Here is a 20081-nt window from a genome sequence, read left to right as displayed (position 1 = left end):
GATAGAGGATCTGTTTAATGCCAGTGTCTGTCAAACTTTCACTATCATTGACTCGCTGCTAAGAATAAACATTAAACGTTCTGTTCTATCTATTTTGATTCTTCTTCAATTGTTTCTTCAGTGACTTCAATTACAGGCTTTTTTTCTACTACAGCATCTGTGTTCTCTTCAGAGTTTACAACAGTTTCATTTTCGTTGTCAAGGTCTTGTTCATCAAGAATTTCCTTAACTGCTGTATGTTTGTCTCCGACATAACTAGAAAAAGGCTTTAAAATCTCTTCCCACTCTTCACTCTTTACTTGCTCTAATTGAGTTTCAAGCATTAAGCTTAAGCGTTGATGGAAGACACGTGTTTTCTTCTTCAAGTCTTCTGTTTCCCCAGCTAATTGACGGGCACGTTCAATTGCTTCTGCTAAGATTTGTGTTGATTTTGCTTCAGCATCTGCAATCATTGCATTTGATTTACGTTCAGCTTCTACCAAGGTTTCTTTGGCTTGGTTATCTGCCGAAGTGATAATCATTTCTGATTCTTTATTGGCACTTGATTTCACTTTATCAGCGGTATCTTGTGCAACAATAATTGATTGGTTCAATGCATCTTTCAATTCATTGAAGTATTGTAATTTTTCTTCTGCGTGTTTTAATGATTTCTCAAGTTCACGATTTTTTTGTAATGCATCTTCATAATCACGTGTGACTTGATCTAAAAAGTCATCTACATCGTCTTGGTTATAGCCTCTCATTTTTGTTGAGAAGTCTTTGTTTTGAATATCTAATGGAGTTAATGCCATATTCCTTCACCTCTTTGGATTATTTTTGTAAAACCCCTTATGAACACATTCTCATACTAATCCTGAAATAGCAAATATCTTACTTTTTTTATTATACACAACTTCGTCTGAATGAACAGCCAAAATGGTTTTCTTAAACAAAAGTTCGAGATTATTTTCTCAATACCCCTAAGAGGACACGAAATTTTTCTTTCTTTGTTTTTCCTTCTAATTCTTGAATCTGAAGGCGCCCAAATCCTCGTATCGAAACAATATCTAATAAGTCTAAAGCAAAATCTGGTCGTGTCGTTTCTGTCCAATTGACTTTTACTTTACCAGATTCGATCAATTGTTTTGATCGCTGCCTTGAAATATTAAATACGGCGGAAATCACACTATCCAGCCGCAAAGAGCTCATAGTCGTTCGCTCTTCTTGCCAACCATCCTTCGGTATCAAAATTTGTGTATAATCCCGCTCTTCTAAACGAACAGTAATTTTACCAATTTTGTCGACTTGGTTAACAACGAAGCCAGCTACTTCTTGTGCTATAAAAACCTGCCACTTATCACCATCGGAAATAATATCTCCAAAGGCTTCCCTACGAACCCCAACATTCATCAAGGTGCCTAAAATTTTCCCATGAGATAATGTCGCAAATTTAGATGGATAAATAATTTCAAATAATACAACACCAAAATCTGTCTCTTCTGGTATGTAATACGCTGGATAAATCAAGCAGCGTTTTCGTTCTGCTTGCTCATAACCACCATAAAAAGTAAACGATAAATCACTGTTTTGTCGAATCAAAGTTTCCAAAATATACGCCTGTCTAGGATCAAGAAAGTCTGTCAAATAAGGCGCGTATTGCATCTCCACTTGCTCTAGCCAATCCCCGACAGTGTCAATAAAAGGATGTTCATCTTTGCGGAAATGTTGATACACATTTGCGTTCATAGATAAATCATCCTTTCTAAAAGTTATTAATAAACAATAGCTCGTAAAATGACTGCTAAGCCACCCGCTGCTAGGTTAAGGACAATAATCCCTACCATTACGTTAAATCCAACCATTCCAATCCTTAAATTCAAACGGTCAAACAAACTTAAGTATGGTTCACAAATTCTAGAGAGCAAACGCCCGAAAGCAGAATCATATGCTCCTGGAAACCATGAAAGTAGCGCGTAAATCACTAGTAATCCTGAATAGATTTGAACGCCTTTGTATAATAGAGTAATCAGTGTTGCGATAATAACACCTCCCTAAGGCTTAGAAATCAAAGAATTGTTTGTTGGCTAAAGATTGTGCTGTCGCACTATCAATTTCCATATTCGCTGGTGTGCATAAGAAGATTTCATTGCCAACGCGCTGAATATCTCCGTCTAAAGCATACACAGTACCAGTTAAGAAATCAACGATGCGTCGTGCTTGGTCTTCTTCTACTAATGTAAAATTAACTAGCACAGCTTCTTCAGCAAATAAATGTTTCGCAATGCTCATTGCTTCTGAATACACACGTGGTTCAATAATAGTAATTTTATGTGTTTTTGCATTGGCGGTGCTTTCTTGTGCTCGTCTTGTATTCGTAGTCGCTGATTGATTAGAACTACGCATAGAAACCACTTTTTTCTCTGTGTAAGCAGCTTGTTGTGTGTCTCTTTCTTGATGCGCTTCAGCAGAACGATAGCGTGCAGAAGGTTTTTCAACTACAGGCTCACTTTGTTGTGTATAAGCTGGCTGATTGTAACTTTCCTGTTGTTGAACAGGGCGTTGTGGTTTAGGCCGAGCTGCACGACGCGGTGGTTCATTAACTGCTTTGCGCTCTTCATATTCTTCGTAGTTATCATAATAATCATCTTCTTCGCCAGATAAGCCAAAAAAGCTCGATAACGCATCCTTGTTAAAAATTGACATAAATTCCTCTCCTTTACGCATCTCTGAATAACGCTGTTCCGATTCGTATAAAAGTTGCACCTTCTTCAACTGCGATTGGGAAATCGTTACTCATTCCCATGCTAAGTTCTGTACAAGGAGCAAAAGATAAATGTTTCTCATTTACGGTCATTTGCAGCTCTTTTAATTCTCTAAATGTTGCATGTAATACTTCTTCACTTGCCCCAAAAGGTGCCATAGTCATTAGACCGACGATTTGAATTTTGTCCAAATCAGCAAGTTCTTGAATGAAAGGTAAGACGTCTTCTTTACGAAAGCCGTGCTTGCTTTCTTCCCCAGTTATATTCACTTCAACAAAACAACGAATAACTTTCGTTGCTCTTTTTTGAATTTCTTTGGCCAGACTCAGACTATCTAATGCATGAAAATAATCTATCTCATTAATAATTAATTTTACCTTCCTACGTTGTAAATTACCAATTAAATGCCACTGAATATCATTAAATTTTTCCAATCCAGCTTTCTTTTCTAGTAACTTATCTACTCGGTTTTCAGCTAAATTCTGGACACCAAGCTGAACAAGCTCTGCTGCTTCCTCAATTCCTACTGATTTAGTGACGCCAATCATTGTCACATCAGCAACAGAGCGCTGTGAGCTTTTGCATGCTAGCTGAAGTTGATTATTAATATTTGTTAAGTTTTCAGCTATCATTTCTAATCGATGCTCCTTATCGTTTTCTGCGGAAAAATGGTGGCGTACTTAATTCGTCATCATTGTGATTTGGTTCTTCACGGTGGAATGTGTCAAATTCTTTTTTGTCTACTTGTTCTAATGAAGATTCATCAACTTTTGGACGTGTATTTTGTTCTCTGCGAATATCCCAATCGCCAAAAGCACTTGCTTCTTCTTGTGATTTTGGTTGATCCATTTCCACAGATTGAGTTGTTTGTTGCATTGGTTGAACCGCTTGTCTTGTTTGACGGTGCGGTTTTCTATCCTTTTTTGATTCATCAATACCTGTAGCGATTACTGTTACACGAATTTCGTCGCCTAAATCTTCATTGATTGATGTACCTAGGATGATGTTCACATCACCTGAAGCAGCATTTGTAACGATATCTGAAGCATCTTGTGCTTCAAACAAGGTCATGTCTAAGCCACCAGTAATGTTTAATAAGACTTGTTCCGCACCATCGATTGATGTTTCTAACAATGGTGAAGAAATAGCTTTTTTCGTTGCTTCAATTACGCGTTCTTCGCCGCTCGCTACACCAATTCCCATTAAAGCTGTTCCTTGGTTTTCCATCACTGTTTTCACGTCAGCAAAGTCCAAGTTTACGTAACCTGGTGCAGTGATTAAATCTGAAATCCCTTGAACACCTTGACGTAATACATTATCAGCTTCTCTAAATGCTTCAAGCATTGGCGTTTTCTTGTCAACGACTTCTAATAAGCGGTTGTTTGAGATAATTAATAGTGTATCAACGTTTTCTTTTAATAAGGCAATTCCTTCAGCAGCAAAACGACCACGTTTTGGACCTTCAAAACTAAATGGACGAGTTACTACACCAACTGTTAAAGCGCCTAATTCTTTAGCGATTTTTGCAACTACTGGGGCAGCACCTGTACCAGTTCCGCCACCCATACCAGCAGTAATGAAAATCATATCCGCGCCTTGTAATGATTCTGAAATCACTTGTTCACTTTCTTCTGCAGCTTTTTGGCCAACTTCAGGTTGTGAACCGGCACCTAAGCCACGAGTGTATTTAGGGCCTAATTGAATCACTGTTTCTGCTTTTGAATGTTTTAATGCTTGAACGTCTGTATTGGCTGTGATAAATTCCACGCCTTTAACGTTTTCTTCGATCATACGGTTTACAGCGTTTCCGCCGCCGCCACCTACACCGATAACTTTAATGACTGCACCGTTGTTAATGTTATTGTCTAATGAAAATTCCATGATATCGTATCCTCCTGTTTGTGTGATTAGTCGAAAATGTTCGAGAAGAAGTCTTTGATTTTGCCTGTCACTTTTTCACCAGACTCACGTTCGTTGAATTCTTCGTATTCTTCTTGAGGCTGTTCAGCATATGTGTCATAGCGAACTTCTTGTTGGACAGCGACTGATTGTGCTGGTTTCGATTTTTCACCAGGGATTGCATATTTGGCAATGTGATAAATATCGTTTAGTTGCGCTGAATATTCCACAATGCTAATGACATTAGCAAAGACTGGGTTACGTAAGCCCATGTGATTTGGTACGTATAGTTTTACGTTGGCTTCAAAAATCTCTTGCGCCAAATCGACAATACCTGGCATACTAGCGGCGCCACCAGTTAACACAACGCCTCCAGGTAATTCAAACGCATCAATTTCATCCAGAACTTCTTTTGATTTTCTCAAAATTTGTTCCACACGCGCTTCAATAATTTCTGAAAGGTAACGTTCGTCCACTCTTACAGGCTCTGACTTACCGATAACGTCAACAGGAAACTCTTCGTTTGCTGAAGTTCTTTCTGGATAAGCATCCCCATAATTAATTTTTAAGGCTTCGGCGTTGTTAAAAGAAGTATTCAATACGATTGAGATATCTTTCGTGATGAACTCGCCGCCTTCTTGGTTAACATGAGTAAATTTCAATTGTTTGTCGTGGATAACAGATGTCGTTGTTTGACCGCCACCCATATCAATGACAATTGTTCCAAAGTCTTTTTCGCCATCTGTTAAAATTGTTTCTGTTAAAGCAAGCGGTGTAATCACTAATTCGTTAATTCCTAAGCCAGCTTTTTCAACACATTTACGGATGTTATGGATGATTGTTTTTGGTCCAGTATAGACAACGCCAAACATCTCCATGCGAACGCCAAGCATTCCACGTGGGTCTTTGATGCCTTCAAAGCCGTCGACGGTAAAGTCTTGCGGTAAGATTGCAACAATTTGACGTTCAGGAGGAGTTGAACGAACCAAAGCTGCAGATGCGACGTTGCGCACATCCTCATCTGTAATTTCTTTTGATTCACTGCTAACAGCTATCATTCCTTGACAGCTTTCTACTTCTAATAAATTCGCTGGTAATCCAACATTTACGCTTTTAATTTGAATGCCGGCTTTTTCTTCGGCTTGTCGAACGGCCCGTTGGATTGCTTGAACTGTTTGATCAATATCGACGACAATCCCTCGATTCAAACCGTCTGATTTTGCATTTCCAACGCCGATGATGTTCATTTGACCTTCAATATATTCAGCGACAACTACTTTGACAGAAGTTGTACCAATATCGAGGCCTACATACATTCCTGTTTTTGCCATGAACGGAATTCCTCCTCCTATTAATTCCAATATCTAAGCGGACAAAGGCGTCCGTTTAACTATCTCTTTTTTAGTATTATTCACTTCTTCCAATTTTACCATAAAAATGGGGGTTTTAGAAAGCAGATTATACGAATTTGTTCGTTAATTTTTGAAACATTTTTGTAAAAAACTTATTCTGCTTGTTGCACTTCTTGATTTTCTCCATTTGTCGGCGTACCGTTATTCGCTTCATCCGTTGCTACGCCTGCATTTGGGTCCACAACTTCTTGATTTTCAACCGCTGAATCTTCGGAAACTTCACTGCCCGTTTCTTCACTTTCTTTTTCATACGGATAAGAAAAAATGCCGACTTCCATATCAACGATTCCAGGTTTGTCCATTTGCTCGGCTACTTGTGAATAATAAGCCATTTTTTCACTTAAATCAGAAATATTAACAATCACTCGATTTCCATCATTCATATAGACATTAATCAAGTCTTTATTGGTTTTTGATGGTGCATATTTAATTTCTGAAATTCCTTGTTTAATTTCTTGAGGTAATTTGTTGTAAGAGGCCATTAATTCAGGGATTAATTTATCCTCTTTGAAATTCTCAAAAATTGGTTTGCCACTTTCAGCAGCTTTGGTGGTTTCCGCCAAAGTTTTACCATTCTCTAAAATCGGATGATAGCCGCCTTTAGTCGCAGCAAGAGCGACAATTTGGTACTCTTGAATATCAATTTTAAATGAATTAATACCATTTAACTTAATGTTCGCCTTTTTTATAATTGGAAACTTTTTCTGAATATTTGCAGAAAAATAATTTCTATTTGAATACTGCTCCCATAAGCCACTGCCCGTTTCAAGTTTTGACTGCTGAATAATCGCTTGACTCTCCACACTTTTGTTACCTGAAACTGTTACTTCACTCAATCGACTAAGAGGCGAAACAAAATACAATGCCACTAAAATGGCTGTCCCTAAACAAGTTAAAATAAAGGCTAAACGCCTATATAAACGCTTGTTCCGTGTTTTCTTAACATTCGGTAAACGATCTGCAAAATGCTCCTCTTCTTCCACTGTTTCTTGTGGAAGATGTTGTTGAGGCTCTTCTTGACTTTGTTCTTGTAAAGTGATGGTGACTTCTGCTTGTTCGTTTTCACCTTTTGAAGCAGCTTCTTCCGCTTGCTTCTTCAAATATTCTTGGTTTTGTTTTTGCCAAGGTGTCAGTTCAGGTTGAGACTCTTCCGATTTTTTTGGAGGTAATGGTTTTCTTTTTTTGAATATATCGTTCTCGTTACTAATCTTCCACACCTCCTATCTCAGACTAACGTTTTCACAACTTGATACAAACGATCACTTGCATCTGGGATGCCTTCCCCTTTGGACGCCGTTGCCATCTGTTGTCTTTTTTCATTGTTTAATAAAATATCATCTATTGCCGCAACTAAACGAGCGCCGGTCAATTCTGCATCTGGAATCATTTCAACAGCACCAACTTTTACTAAGCTTTGCGCGTTTTTCGTTTGATGATCATTCGTGACGTAAGGACTCGGAATTAAAATTGCTGGTAATCCTAATGCGGTGAACTCCGCAATTGAGGTTGCTCCTGCACGTCCCACCATTAAATCGGTATTAGCCATCACTTCAACCATTTTATCAATATACGGTTGCACACTTATGTTTGTCAATTTCTTTTCAGAAAGCTTTAGACTTTCTTGAAGTTCCTGATAATATCTTTCTCCTGAAGCGTATAAAACTTGATACTCTCTCTCTTCAAACAAAGGAAAGGCCTGTTCAAACGCTTGATTGATTTTCAAGGCGCCACGACTTCCGCCAAATAAAACCACCGTTTTCTTTGCTGGATCCAAGCCAAACTCTGATAAAATAGCTGACTTTTCCACCGTTACGACTTCTTGTCCCCGCGGGTTCCCTGTTAAAATTGTTTTTTCTTTCGGGAAAAAACTAGCGACATCCGGAAAACAAATCGCAATTTTATCCACATAACGACTTAAAAATTTATTTGTCATTCCGGGGATACTATTTTGTTCATGAATAATTGTCGGTATTTTTAATTGGTGGGCCGCATAAACCACTGCACCAGAAACATAACCGCCTGTACCAATGACCACATCTGGTTGAAATTCACGAATAATTTTTTTTGCTTTATTAATGCTTGTTAAAAATAAATAAATTGTTTTAAAATTTTGAGGACTTAGCGAACGCTTAAATCCTTGAATTTTAATCGTTTTAAATGGAATTTTCGCCTTTGGCACAATTTGACTTTCTAGACCATTTTCTGTTCCCACATACAAGAATTCTGTTGCAGGTGCTTCTTTTTTGACGTGTTCGACGAAGGATAACGCAGGATAGATATGCCCACCTGTGCCACCACCAGTTACTAGTATCTTCATTTTCTCACATTTCACTTTCTTTTAATTGTTGAACAGCTTGCATAAAGGCTTCCCCGCGTACTTCAAAATTCGGGTATTGGTCCCAACTTGCGCAAGCAGGTGATAGTAAAATAGTATCATCTTTTTCCGAATAATCAAAGGCAATGGTAACCGCCGTTTGAACATTTTCAGCAAATAAAATTGTTTCAATGTTCGCTTTTTTAGCAGCTTCCGCCAATTTTTCTTTAGTTTCTCCAAATAAAACAATTGCTTTGAGTCCCAGCAGAGCAGGAACCAATTCATCAAATGAGTTACCGCGATCCAAGCCACCCGCAAGTAAAAGTAGCTTTTGGTTGTCAAACCCACTTAACGCCATCTCTGTAGCTAAAATATTGGTTGCTTTTGAATCGTTATAAAAACGTCTTTGCTGAACTTCGCCAACAAATTGCGTTCGATGGGGAACGCCCGAAAAGTTTTTCAAAGTTTGTCTAATCTGAACATTCGATACATTTTTTAATTTAGCTACACAAATCGCTGCGAGTGCATTTTCAATATTGTGACTACCAGGAATCCCTAGCTCATCGGCGGGCATAATATATTCTTCATTAAAATATAATTTCCCATCTAAAAGATAAGCCCCTTCTACTGCTTCTTTCGTTGAAAAAGGCAATACGTTGGCAGCTGTGGTTTTGGCTAACGTTTGAAGCTCTACTTGATTCCAATTTAAAATCAAGGTGTCCTCTGCGGTCATGTTTTTTTGAATGGTCCATTTTGCAGCAACATATTCTTTCCGCGAACCATGATAATCCAAGTGTGCTTCAAAAATATTTGTAATTACTGCAATTTGTGGGTGAAACGTCTCAATTCCCATTAACTGAAAACTAGAAAGTTCCATCACAAGATCATCCTTGGCTGTTGCTTCTTGAGCCACCGTACTCGCTGGAAAACCAATATTTCCCGCCAAACGCGCCTCACCAGCCGTTCTGTCAGCGTTTAGCAGTAAACCAATCATCGTGGTCGTGGTTGTTTTGCCATTGGTGCCCGTAATGCCGACAATTGGACATTCGGCAATTTGACCTGCTAATTCCACCTCAGTTATGATAGGAATTTTCCGAGTTAGTGCTTCTGCCACAAGTGGATTTGTATAAGGAATACCAGGATTTTTAACGATTAGTTCAAATTCTTCATCCAACAATTCAATTGGATGCCCCCCTGTAACAACACGAATACCCAAGGTTAATAAATCTTGGGCGTCAGGGTTTTGATCAAATTGTTTTGCGTCATTAACGGTAACGAGCGCACCTAACTCATGTAAGAGTTTCGCTGCGCTGACACCACTTTTAGCTAGTCCTAAAACCAACACTTTTTTGTTTTGATAGGTTGTTATTTTTTTCATTGTCAATTTCCCCTTTGATAGATTAGAAAAGAATCCATAATGTGATTCCTGAACAGATTAAACCGACAGACCAAAAGACAAAATCAATTTTCCATTCAGACCAACCACACATTTCAAAATGGTGATGAATTGGTGACATTTTAAAAATCCGTCGACCAAATAATTTAAATGAAGCAACTTGTAAAATAACACTTGCTGTTTCACAAACGTAGACAAGTCCAATTAAAAGTAGCGTCCATTCTTGATGCAAAATAATTGAAATTGCTGCTAACAATCCACCTAATGCTAATGAACCAACATCACCCATGAAAATTTTTGCTGGTTTTCTATTATAAGGGAAAAAGCCAATCAGCCCACCAATCACACTTAGACAGATAATCACAACATCAAATTGTTGTTGTTTCCAGGCAATAATTGCATAAGTACCAAATGAAATTGTTCCTAAACCAGCAACTAAGCCGTCAATCCCATCTGTCAAATTCACGGCATTAGAAAAACCGACTAACCAAAAAATAATAAACACGCCATAAAAAATACCTAACGGAACTTCTGCTAATCCAAACAAATCTAAGGTGTCTGAAAAGCCTTCACTTCGATAAACAAAGTAGAAAACCAACCCACCAAAAATTTGACCAATTAATTTTTGACGAGAGTTTAAGCCCATGTTCCGTTTTTTAAAGACTTTAATGAAATCATCTAAATATCCTAACAAACCGTATAATACTAAAATAAATAGAATAATTAGTAGAGACGGCGTAAATTGGTGGAAGAACAACCCCATTGCTAATGAAGTAATCAAGCTGGCTACAAGGAAAACGACTCCCCCCATTGTAGGGGTACCTGTTTTCACGCTATGCCAAGTTGGGCCATCTTCACGAGTAACCTGCCCTTGTTTTTTCATTTGAAAATAGCCAATGAATAGTGGCATTACGCTCACTGTAATGGCAAAACTCACCACTATGGGAATAAAAATCTGTGTCCACTCCATGTTATCTCTCCTAATTATTCTACGTTATTATTCTGTGCCTTCTAAAGTCACGGTTAATTTTTTCTCCGTAATTTCAGTTTCAGCAGCGATACTTTGTTTCGTCACATAGCCTTCACCTTTAAACTCGACAGTCAAACCTAATAGATCACCAAACTTGGTAACATCGCTCTTCGACCAGCCGGTTAAATCAGGCATATAGTTCGTTCCATTTGTGATCAAAATCAATTTCTGATTAGGCATTAATGTTTGACCAGACGGTGTTGATTGTTTCTTGATTTTTTCACCATCACCGATAATCACAGGATCCACCCCGTTCACTTTGGCATTGGCCAACGCTTCCGCTGGTGTCATGTTTTTATAATCAGCAACTGTGACTTTATCAGAAGCTACTTTCGTTGTTTCCGGATCTGTCTCTTTAATGTCTAACGCTAATTTCATTAATGGGTTTGCAATTGCCGCCATTGCTTCTGAAGGCGAACCTGATTTTGCTTGTCTAAGTGTAATATACAAAACATATTCAGGATTATCCGCTGGGACCATTTCCACTACAGAAGACAAGACTTGACTTGCTCCATCAACGTACCCTTTACCATCTGAAATCTGGGCAGTTCCTGTTTTGGCAGCAACATGATAGCCTGGTACTTTATAAATATCATACGCAATCCCGTAAGTCGGGTCTTCAACAGTATCAATCATGTACGTACGAATCTGTTGAGCTGTTTGCGCTTTGATTGGGGTTCCTACGATTTGTGGTTCCGTAATCGTTTCTTTTCCTGTATTTTTGTCAACAATTTTGCTGATGTAATGAGGTTGCAACATTGAACCGTCATTTGCAATAGCTGAGAAACCTTTCATCATTTGGAAATTAGTAACCGTAATCCCTTGACCAAAAGCTGAATTGGCCCGATCAACAATATTATTATCTGGAAGTTTCCCAGTGTGTTCTGAAGTTAAACCTGAATGTGTGCTTGAACCAAACCCAAATTTTTTCAAATATTCGACCCACTTGTCGCCACCCATTCGTTGTTCCAAGTTCACCATTCCGATATTACTAGACCAAGAAATAGCTTGACGATAAGTTAAAGACGTTTTGTCTTTTAAATTGCCGACATCATGGTCGTTAATCGTGGTGTCACCAACAGTGATACCACCTATACGGTTAAATGATTCATTTGGATTAAACAATCCTTGCTCAATGGCAGCCGCCGACGTAAATAATTTAAGCGTTGAGCCAGGTTCATACGGACTTTCAACCAATAGGTTCTGCCACGTGCCATTATTGTCTAATCCTTGTTTCGTTTCAGGATTAAATGTTGGCCGTTGAGACATGGCAACAATTTCGCCTGTTTTTGCTTCCATTAACATGGCAGTCATGGAAACTGGTTCATATTTTTCATTAACTTGCGTCATCAAATCTTCTAAGGTATTTTGCAAGCGACTATCTAGCGTTGTGTAAATATCTTGACCATCCACTGCTTTTTTCTCTTCCGCCACAGTTCCTGGTAAGGCATTACCGTAAATATCTTTTTCAAAATACACACGGCCATCGGTTCCGCTTAAAATATCATTATAGGCCTGTTCTAGTCCCATCGCGCCTACTAAGCCTTCTTTATCATCATCTGGATTGGCTGCTTTTGTATAGCCAATAAAGTGAGAAGCAAACTGCCCATTGGGATATAATCTGGCTGGATGTTCATTGAAATAAACACCTGAGATTTTTTTCTTTTTCAAATCTGCTTCAATTTTTTGGCGTGTTTCCAAGGTGATGTTTTGACCACCCGTACCAAATTCCACTTGATATTGTGTTGACCCATCTTCATGGATCCCATTATTCAAGTATTTCAATGCTGTTTTTTTGTCTAGTTTGGTATATTTCGCTAAAATTTCAGCAATATCATCGAAGTCTTTTTTCTCCGCATATAGCTTTTCATTATTTTGTCCCGTATATTTTTTTGATAATACGACATATAACGAATAGGAAGTAGCATCTTCTGCGATTGGATTACCATATCGATCTAAAATTGATCCTCGCTTAGCTTTTACCACTTGGCTTCCTTCATATAAAGAAGCTGTTTTTTCCTTTAGTGACACACCGGCTACTTTGCCTGTTGCCACAATGTATGTCGTTCTAAAGGCAAATAAAAAGAACAATCCAATACTCGTAGCGAATAAAATGATGCCTACTTTTTTACGATTGTTCATCGGATTTAAGTTTTTCTTTTTCATGAATTGTTTAAATTTATGTCTTTTACTCATTATTTAACAGTCCTAACATTGTCGCCGTTATTTTCTAGTCCTTGTTTTTTAGCGACATCTTTGATTCGATCTGATTTAGAAAGTTCGCTTCTTTCTTGTTCCAATTTCAAAGCGTTATCTTCCTTTTCTTTAATGACTGCTTGTGTTTCTGTAATATCGTTCATGGTTTGGACAATTGTCGTTCTTACTTGAATTGTCGCAATTGCAATACCAATCGTTGCACAAACTAATACAACACCGATTAATTTTTCTAGTAAAGAGACATTTTTTAGTTTCTTTTTGGGTAATAGAGTGGGGACAGGTAGTGTTTCCTCTTGCATTTTTCTGTCTTGCTCTGTTGCCACAGTTGGCTGATCCATTTCTGGTGCTTCATAATGGAAATCATTTACTTTCTTCAATTCAGCCATGTGTCTACCCCTCTCTCTATCTAGATTTTATTTTTTCGGCAATGCGTAACTTCGCACTTCGTGAACGATTATTCTCAGATAACTCACTGTCACTTGGTAAAATTGGTTTTCTGGTAATTACTTTTAATTCTGGTTGAAATTCTTCTGGTACCACTGGAATGCCTGGTGGCAAATCTTGTACCGTACTGTATTCTTTAAACATTGTTTTAACAATACGATCTTCTAACGAATGGAACGTAATCACACTGATTCTGCCATTTTTCGCTAGCAAATCAATTGCTTGTTCTAGCGACTCTTCAACTGCCCCTAATTCATCATTAACGGCAATGCGAATTGCTTGGAAAATTCGTTTTGCAGGATGTCCACCTTTGCGTCTTGCTGGAGCTGGAATCGCCGTCTTAATAATCTCAACGAGTTCACCTGTTGTTTCAATTGGTTGCTTTTCGCGAACACGTTCAATTTCTCGAGCAATCTGTTTCGAAAATTTCTCTTCCCCATAACGAAAGAAAATTTTTACTAACTCACTATAGCTATACGTATTCACCACTTCGCGAGCCGTCAAGGGTGCGTCTTGATCCATGCGCATATCTAAGGGCGCGTCTTGATGATAGCTAAAACCACGTTCTGCTTCATCTAATTGTGGTGAAGAAACACCTAAATCGTATAGAATTCCATCAACATGGAACACCCCGTGTTCTGCCAATTCTTCTTTAATATTTCTAAAATTTGATTTGATGAAGGTCACTTGACCTTTGTCTACATATTTCTGCAAACGAGTCTTAGCATGTGCCAACGCTTTTTGGTCTTGATCAAAGGCATATAAATGACCGTGCTCATTCAATTGTGTCAGTAAGTATTCACTATGTCCGGCACCACCGAGTGTGCAATCTACGTATACGCCATCCGGCTTCACTTGTAATCCATCCACTGTTTCTTTTAAAAGAACGGTGTAATGGCGAAATTCTTCAGTCATCATTTGCCTCATTCCTAAAATCCAAAATCAATCATTGTTTCTGCTAATTCATCAAAGTTTTCTTCAGCTTCATCAGAGAATGCATGCCAACGTTCGTCACTCCAAATTTCAATTCGGTTAGAGACGCCGATAACAACACAGCCTTTTTCTAAACTGGCATGTGTTCGTAAATTCGCCGGAATATTGATACGACCTTGCTTATCAATCTCACATTCTGTTGCAGCGGAATAAAAGAATCGTACAAATGTACGTGCATCTTTCTTAGCTAAGGGCATTTCTTGAAGTTTTGCTTCAAGTTGTGACCATTCATTTAAAGGATAACCAAATAAACAGCCATCCATCCCTCTCGTTACCACAAATTTTTCACCAAGTTCCTCACGAAACTTTGATGGAACGATTAGGCGGCCTTTGGCATCGATATTATGTTGGTATTCACCCATAAGCATAGCCAATACACCCGCTTTTCCACTTGATAGAACAAGTCTACCACATCCCACCACTTTCTACCACTATAAATCTAAAAACTTCTATTTTTTAACTGTTATTTAAAATTTCTGTAATATTTACAGGGTTTTATGTAACAAGCATCACCCAACAAAAAATGTTATTATAACAAGGTTTTTACTATGTTTTTTATAAAATAACCCCACAAATAACAAAAAAACCCCACGGAGTGGGGAGTTGTGGGGGACATTTTCCCACAGCGTATTTCCCCTATTGTCTCCACGCTTTATTACAGTAGATAATGACTGATATTTAGCAAGATAAGCAACACATACAACACAAACGTTAGTAAAAACGTCAACCGCCAAAACATCTTGAAATATCGTCTATATAAAATCTCTCCATAATAATAAGCTTGAAACAGGGCAACAGCGACTCCTAATAACAAAATAGAAATCACAAAATACGGCATAATCGATTCATCATAACTATCTTTGGATAACTCATGGATCCCTATGAATAAAAACGGAATGGCCAAATCCGGTGCTTTTATTTTCCAACGTTCCGTTAGGGAAAAAGTGGACACGAGAAAATTGCACGCAAAGAGCACAATTACCGGAAAAATATACCAAAATAACATTATTGCCGAAAACGACACCATTCTCTCAACAAATCCTTTCATTCCACCTGCTATAACTATACTTCATCAACGTTACACAGATGTTTCATTTCGTTTAAATATATGTGCTAAAAGCCCTTTTTGCTTGCTTTTTCATATAAAAAACGGATTACTTATCAAACCATTTTCAAAACGAGGCCTCAACTATCGCGGCCACTTATTTTTGAATGTTTTTTATAAGCTTTTCTTCTCGTATTGTGTCATACTTCTATTATAATGGATTTAGAACAAAAAATGTTGATTCGGGGTGAATCTTTTGATTAATTATTTATTATTGAAAAATGACTATTTTGAACCTTGTTCACCAGACGATGAAGCCCTAAGTTGGATTTCGGTAGAATCTCCTACAGAAGAAGAAATCGAACGTCTCGTCAATCAATACCACTTACCAACAGATTATCTTACCGGCGTTTTAGATGATGAAGAAAATGCTCGAGTGGAAGGTTTCCGCCACGAAAAATTACAAACGCCTACGTTACTTTTATTTCGTTATCCCAAAGCTAGTATCAGTCCTAGTGGCTATCTGCAAGTAGAAACGGTGCCGATTGCTTTAATCGCAACCGTCGATAACAAACTAATTACTGTTAGCAATGGGCCTAACGACATCGTTCATGGGATTCAAAAAGAGGCGTTCACGCATCAAGATCTTTCTATTGAGAAGGCCTTAATTTTAGCCCTTTCATGGAAGATGGCCCTTTCCTTCAATAAAAACTTACAAGCACTTATCCAACAAACCAACAAACTTGAAGGAGAGCTCCAAGTAGCCACAGAAAATAGTCAATTGTATCAGATTATGGACATTCAAAAAAGTCTAGTCTATTTTGAAGCAGCTTTAACGGATAATTTAAAAGTATTAAAACGTTTATATAGCGCTGAAATTTTTAATCATCCAGAAAAACATTTGCCATTTTTAAGGGATATTCTGATTGAACTAGAACAAGGACTGAATACGACTAAAATACAACTAAAATTAGTTGATAACATTAGTAATACTTTTTCAGCAATCGTTTCAAATAACTTAAATAATGTCATGAAAATTTTAACATCCTTAACAATTGTCCTGACCATTCCGACCATCATCGGAGGAATTTACGGCATGAATGTGAAACTCCCTTTTGCAGAGCATGAATATTCCTTTTGGATTATTTTTGCCATCACTACCTTAATCTGCGTAATTAGTATTCGAATTTTAAAGAAAAAGAATCTCTTATAACTTTAGGTTGCTGTTTTCAGGAAAAGGTTGTACACTATTAGCAGAAATTAAAAAGGACGTGTCATTTATGAACGACAAAGAACAAAGTCGCTTTTCAAAAATCACGAAAGTCGTGGTTTGGCTAATGCTGATCGCAATTGTAGGTTCAACTGTTTTAACAGCGATTCTTAGTCTTTAAACTGGAGAACTTTTTCACACATTAAAAGTAAAAAAACAGCCCCTTCTATCAATTGAAGGGGCTGTTTTTTTTACTTGCTCAAATAGAGCGGCTATTTTTTCGCCATCGCCAACAGCTCTTGTGCATGTTCAATGGTTAATTTCGTAATTTCACTTCCTGCGAGCATACGCGCAATTTCGTTTACTCGCTCTTTTTCAGATAAAATTCGGACGCTTGTTTCTGTCCGACCCGCCACGATTTCTTTTTCAATAAAATAATGTTCATCAGCAACGGCCGCCACTTGTGGCAAGTGCGTGATACACAACACCTGCGAATTTTCTGAAATTTGATAAATTTTATCGGCAATCGCCTGTGCTACTCGGCCACTGACTCCTGTATCTACTTCATCAAAAACAATACTAGTAATCCCTTGCGTTTGAGAAAAGATTGTTTTCATAGCCAGCATCACTCGCGAAAGTTCTCCGCCAGAAGCCACCCGAACTAACGGTTTTAATGGTTCCCCTGGGTTAGTAGTAATATAAAATTCTACTCCATCTAAGCCATTTTCTTGTAAATGCTCAAGTTCTGTAAAGCGGACTTCAAATTCAGTTCGCTCCAAATATAGTTCTTTTAATTCGGTTAAAATTTGTTGTTCAAGCTCTTTGGCTAGGCGCTTTCGTTCTTTTCGTAAAGCTAATGCTTGTTGATGAGCGGCTTGTTGTTTCTCTGCAAGCAACGCTTCTAAGTCACCTGTACCACCTTCCAAAAAATCAGCCTCTGCTAACTCTTTGGTGATTTCTTCATAGTAAGATAAAATCGTTTCGATCGAATCACCATATTTACGTTTCATTTGACGGATTAATTCCAAACGATTTTCTACTTCATTCAAGCGACCTTCGTCTAGTTCTAAGCCATCAATCAACCTAGAAAGATCTCCACTAGCTTCTTGTAGTAAGTAGTAGGCATTTTGAACAGTATCTGACAATGTTTTATATTCTGGATCAAGGGATTCAATCGAAGCGAGTTCATTCATACTTGTTCCGATTTTATCCAAACTACTATCGTCTTCACCATTTAGCGCGGCATAACTAATCGTCAGTGCATCAGCAATCTTTTGAAAATTGTTCAGTTTATTGCGTTCTTCTAACAATTGTTCTTCTTCGCCAGCGACTAACTGTGCACTAGCAATTTCATCACTTTGAAAATGAAGCATGTCCATTCTTTGGGCAAATTCTTTTTCATTTTTTTGTCGCTTTCTGACTTTGGCTTCGAGTGCGCGATACTCTTGATATGCCTGTGTATATTTTTCTTTGACTGCTAAAAGTTTTTTCCCACCAAATTCATCTAACATATCAATATGGCGTTCACTTTGCATCAATTCTTGATGTTCATTTTGGCCATGAATATCTACTAAATATTCCCCAATTCTTTTTAAATTAGTAATGTTGACAATCCGTCCGTTGACACGGCAAACATTTTTACCAGAAGCGGAAATATCTCGTTGAATCACTAAAGAATCTTCTTCTGTTTCAATACCTAATTCTTCTAATAATTGCTTTAATTCTTGACTTTTCGGCATTGAAAAAAGTCCTTCTAAGGTGCATTTATTTGCTCCTTGACGAATATAGTCACTGGAGCCGCGTCCGCCTGTGAGTAATCCCATTGCATCAATAATGATGGATTTCCCCGCACCCGTTTCTCCCGTTAAAACGGTCATACCCATTTGAAACTCTAATTGTAACGAAGAGATAATCGCAAAATTTTTCACGGAAAGTTCTTGTAACATCTTGTTCACCTCATTCTTTATAGATAGCTTAGCAGCTCTTTATGAAGTTTTTCTGCCGCCTCCTCAGTTCGTGCAATCATGAGAACACTATCATCATCGTTGATGACGGCAAAAAGTTTCTCTTGGTAATTCTTTTCGATTAAACTACCACACGCCGCTGCATTGCCAGGAATGGTTCGTAATACGACATATTTTTCCATTTGTTCTGCAGCTACAAAGGCATCTTTTAAAAGCTTTGCAAGTTTAGCACTCGTATTAGCTTGTGTTTCTAACGGAAGGCTATATCGATAACCCCCTTCTGCAGAAGGAACTTTAATCAGTTTCATATCTTTAATGTCGCGAGAAATCGTTGCTTGTGTAACAGCTACGCCCTTTTCTTGTAAATAGTGGACAAAATCTTCTTGCTTTTGAATATTTTTTTCAGTCAATAAACGTGTAATTAAACGGTGTCTATCTTGCTTTCTCATGGCGCCGCTCTCCTTTTCAGTTTACTCTTGCCCTCATCATAGCTTATTTTTATGCATTTTAAAAGATGAATTACTAGATTTATACAAAAAAGAAGCTTTCACCTATAGGCGTCCACTTCTTTCTTCTAACTTTTCTCATCATTCCGCTAATTTTTGATGCGCATGCGCGACAACTTCTTCAATGGATTCTGTTGCTTGATAGGATCCTTCTCCTTCAACAGAAACTAAGTGTGCCAAAAATTCAATGTTTCCTTCGCCACCAGTGATTGGTGAAAAATCTAAGTTTTTCACATCATAACCGTTATTCATGGCAAAGCGTGTAATTTCCTCCACAACCATTTGATGGGTTTCTGGATCACGCACGATTCCTTTTTTCCCAACAAACTCTTTGCCAGCTTCGAATTGCGGCTTAATTAACGCCACCACACTACCGCCTTTTTTCAAAATATCATGAAGAGGTGGCAAAATTAAGCGTAATGAAATAAAGGAAACATCAATCGTTGCAATATCCGGCACCCCTTCAGTGAAATCTTCAGGTTTACTATAGCGAAAATTGGTACGTTCCATTACCACCACGCGTTCATCTTGCCGAATTTTCCATGCTAGTTGGTTATAGCCAACATCTAAAGCGTAACTCAAACGAGCCCCATTTTGTAAAGCAACATCGGTAAAACCACCTGTGGAGGAACCAATATCTAGCATTGTTTTGCCTTGAACGTTGATTGCAAAAACATTTAGTGCCTTCTCTAGTTTTAAGCCCCCACGAGAAACATAAGGCATTACTTGGCCCTTAGTATGTAAGGGTGTCTCCACAGAAATTTTTTCCCCTGGTTTATCTAAACGTTCATTTTTATCATTGTAAACCAAACCAGCCATCACACTACGTTTGGCTTTTTCTCGTGTTTCAAATAGTCCTTGATTAAACGCCAAGACATCAATGCGTTCTTTTTTCATAAGTGCCTTCTTT

At 38.0% G+C, this 20081-nt stretch carries 21 protein-coding genes; 2 read left to right on the top strand and 19 right to left on the bottom strand.

The window, feature by feature from the left end:
* Positions 1-89: 89 nt before the first annotated feature.
* The 16 genes from divIVA to IGL48_RS03770 form a co-directional block, all read right to left on the bottom strand.
* A complete protein-coding gene (gene divIVA, locus IGL48_RS03845) occupies positions 90-791 on the bottom strand; it encodes a cell division protein DivIVA (RefSeq protein WP_002355904.1) in 702 nt (233 codons plus the stop codon).
* A gap of 151 nt (positions 792-942) precedes the next feature.
* Entirely contained in the window at positions 943-1725 is a 783-nt protein-coding gene (locus IGL48_RS03840) for an RNA-binding protein (protein ID WP_002355903.1), read from the bottom strand.
* Between the two features lie 26 nt (positions 1726-1751).
* Positions 1752-2009: a YggT family protein gene (locus tag IGL48_RS03835; protein WP_002355902.1), complete on the bottom strand. Its 258-nt coding sequence runs from the start codon at positions 2007-2009 to the stop codon at positions 1752-1754.
* Positions 2010-2037: 28 nt separating this feature from the next.
* A complete protein-coding gene (locus tag IGL48_RS03830) occupies positions 2038-2682 on the bottom strand; it encodes a cell division protein SepF (RefSeq protein ID WP_002358891.1) in 645 nt (214 codons plus the stop codon).
* 13 nt (positions 2683-2695) lie between these two features.
* Positions 2696-3373, bottom strand: coding sequence for a YggS family pyridoxal phosphate-dependent enzyme (locus IGL48_RS03825; RefSeq protein ID WP_002358890.1), 678 nt, complete (start codon positions 3371-3373; stop codon positions 2696-2698).
* 16 nt (positions 3374-3389) lie between these two features.
* Positions 3390-4622: a cell division protein FtsZ gene (gene ftsZ / locus IGL48_RS03820; RefSeq protein ID WP_002355899.1), complete on the bottom strand. Its 1233-nt coding sequence runs from the start codon at positions 4620-4622 to the stop codon at positions 3390-3392.
* 26 nt (positions 4623-4648) lie between these two features.
* Positions 4649-5971: a cell division protein FtsA gene (ftsA, locus tag IGL48_RS03815; protein WP_002355898.1), complete on the bottom strand. Its 1323-nt coding sequence runs from the start codon at positions 5969-5971 to the stop codon at positions 4649-4651.
* A 173-nt stretch (positions 5972-6144) separates the two neighbouring features.
* The gene (locus tag IGL48_RS03810) at positions 6145-7269 is read right to left on the bottom strand and encodes a cell division protein FtsQ/DivIB (RefSeq protein ID WP_002368241.1); all 1125 of its coding nucleotides are present in this window, start codon (positions 7267-7269) and stop codon (positions 6145-6147) included.
* 8 nt (positions 7270-7277) lie between these two features.
* Positions 7278-8369, bottom strand: a complete 1092-nt coding sequence (gene murG / locus IGL48_RS03805; protein ID WP_002355896.1) for an undecaprenyldiphospho-muramoylpentapeptide beta-N-acetylglucosaminyltransferase — start codon at positions 8367-8369, stop codon at positions 7278-7280.
* 4 nt (positions 8370-8373) lie between these two features.
* Positions 8374-9744 carry a UDP-N-acetylmuramoyl-L-alanine--D-glutamate ligase gene (gene murD, locus IGL48_RS03800; RefSeq protein ID WP_010777494.1) on the bottom strand — a complete coding sequence of 457 codons (1371 nt, stop codon included), beginning with the start codon at positions 9742-9744 and terminating at the stop codon, positions 8374-8376.
* A 22-nt stretch (positions 9745-9766) separates the two neighbouring features.
* Positions 9767-10732, bottom strand: a complete 966-nt coding sequence (gene mraY, locus IGL48_RS03795; protein ID WP_002368238.1) for a phospho-N-acetylmuramoyl-pentapeptide-transferase — start codon at positions 10730-10732, stop codon at positions 9767-9769.
* 27 nt (positions 10733-10759) lie between these two features.
* A complete protein-coding gene (locus IGL48_RS03790; protein ID WP_010777493.1) occupies positions 10760-12988 on the bottom strand; it encodes a penicillin-binding protein in 2229 nt (742 codons plus the stop codon).
* On the bottom strand, positions 12988-13395 hold the full coding sequence (gene ftsL, locus IGL48_RS03785; protein WP_002358883.1) for a cell division protein FtsL: 408 nt from the start codon (positions 13393-13395) through the stop codon (positions 12988-12990). The genes IGL48_RS03790 and ftsL overlap by 1 nt, the downstream gene beginning before the upstream one ends.
* Before the next feature lie 16 nt (positions 13396-13411).
* Positions 13412-14368, bottom strand: a complete 957-nt coding sequence (gene rsmH / locus IGL48_RS03780; protein WP_002355891.1) for a 16S rRNA (cytosine(1402)-N(4))-methyltransferase RsmH — start codon at positions 14366-14368, stop codon at positions 13412-13414.
* Positions 14369-14382: 14 nt separating this feature from the next.
* Complete coding sequence (gene mraZ / locus IGL48_RS03775) at positions 14383-14868, bottom strand: division/cell wall cluster transcriptional repressor MraZ (RefSeq protein WP_002383402.1); 486 nt, start codon at positions 14866-14868, stop codon at positions 14383-14385.
* A 233-nt stretch (positions 14869-15101) separates the two neighbouring features.
* A complete protein-coding gene (locus tag IGL48_RS03770; protein WP_002383401.1) occupies positions 15102-15494 on the bottom strand; it encodes a DUF3397 domain-containing protein in 393 nt (130 codons plus the stop codon).
* Positions 15495-15738: 244 nt separating this feature from the next.
* Here IGL48_RS03770 and IGL48_RS03765 point away from each other — a divergent pair, with 244 nt between their 5' ends.
* Both IGL48_RS03765 and IGL48_RS03760 read left to right on the top strand, forming a co-directional pair.
* Entirely contained in the window at positions 15739-16704 is a 966-nt protein-coding gene (locus IGL48_RS03765; RefSeq protein WP_002383400.1) for a magnesium transporter CorA family protein, read from the top strand.
* Positions 16705-16771: 67 nt separating this feature from the next.
* Complete coding sequence (locus IGL48_RS03760) at positions 16772-16882, top strand: DUF4044 domain-containing protein (RefSeq protein WP_002383399.1); 111 nt, start codon at positions 16772-16774, stop codon at positions 16880-16882.
* Positions 16883-16973: 91 nt separating this feature from the next.
* Here IGL48_RS03760 and recN read toward each other — a convergent pair whose 3' ends face one another.
* From recN to IGL48_RS03745, 3 genes are all read right to left on the bottom strand, one after another.
* A complete protein-coding gene (gene recN, locus IGL48_RS03755; RefSeq protein WP_010823474.1) occupies positions 16974-18647 on the bottom strand; it encodes a DNA repair protein RecN in 1674 nt (557 codons plus the stop codon).
* Positions 18648-18664: 17 nt separating this feature from the next.
* Entirely contained in the window at positions 18665-19114 is a 450-nt protein-coding gene (locus IGL48_RS03750; protein WP_002355883.1) for an arginine repressor, read from the bottom strand.
* Between the two features lie 138 nt (positions 19115-19252).
* Complete coding sequence (locus IGL48_RS03745) at positions 19253-20068, bottom strand: TlyA family RNA methyltransferase (protein ID WP_048949280.1); 816 nt, start codon at positions 20066-20068, stop codon at positions 19253-19255.
* Positions 20069-20081: the final 13 nt, after the last annotated feature.

The organism is Enterococcus sp. DIV1090 (genome assembly GCF_050537975.1).
GTDB classification, from domain to species: Bacteria; Bacillota; Bacilli; order Lactobacillales; family Enterococcaceae; genus Enterococcus; species Enterococcus faecalis.
Note: the sequence above shows the minus strand (reverse complement) of the source record. Positions and strands in the feature narration are given on the sequence as shown.